The organism is Serratia sp. 506_PEND, assembly GCF_001076875.1.
Taxonomy (GTDB): domain Bacteria; phylum Pseudomonadota; class Gammaproteobacteria; order Enterobacterales; family Enterobacteriaceae; genus Serratia; species Serratia marcescens.
This window is the reverse complement of sequence record NZ_JVEL01000363.1, coordinates 1-662: the sequence shown is the minus strand read 5'-3', so window position 1 is coordinate 662 and position 662 is coordinate 1. Positions and strand designations below refer to the sequence as shown.

General features: G+C 58.6%; 1 protein-coding gene. It reads right to left on the bottom strand.

Annotated elements, in window-relative coordinates:
* Window positions 1-12 precede the first annotated feature (12 nt).
* A partial coding sequence (locus ADK28_RS11715; RefSeq protein WP_048795723.1) for an extracellular solute-binding protein occupies window positions 13-662 on the bottom strand: 650 nt, incomplete at its 5' end.

Genomic DNA, 662 nt, shown 5'->3' with positions numbered 1-662 from the left:
GCGGCGGGGTGATTACTGCTCCATGACGCGCGCGATCTTCTTGACCGATTTGTCCATTTCCTGCTTAGCATCCGCGCCCATAAAGATCTTTTTCAGGCTGGCGATCCACATGTTTTGCCACTTCGGCGTATTGGTGCCGGCGGTGGGGTAAGCCTGGGTCACTTCAAGGGTCTGGATATAAGGTGTGACGTCAACCTTTTGGATCTGCTGCGCCCAGACCTTGGCCGCCGTCTTGTTGGCCGGGATCACCACCTTGGCCAGCTCCGCCTGCGAGGCTTCGCTGCTCATGAAGGCGATATATTTCCAGGCGGCCTGCTTGTGGGCGCTTTTGGCCGACATGGCGAAGGCCAGACTGTGCGCCACGCCGGACTGGCGTTCAATTTTGGGCATCATCACCACGCCGATGTGGTCGTTGATCAGCGGGTTATTGGCGAACGGCGCCGCCAGCCAGGAGCCGGCATAGACCATCGCGGCGCGGTTGGACTGGAAGATATTCTCGGTTTTGACTTCGCTCATCTGCTGGGCGCTTGGCATCAGGCCGTCTTTCATCATGCCCTGCAGCTGCTGGTAGACCCAGAGGGATCTGTCGTTGGCGATGTCGGTGGGCTGGCCGTCTTTCGGCACGATGTGATTGCCGTTTTGGAACAGCAGATTCATGTAGC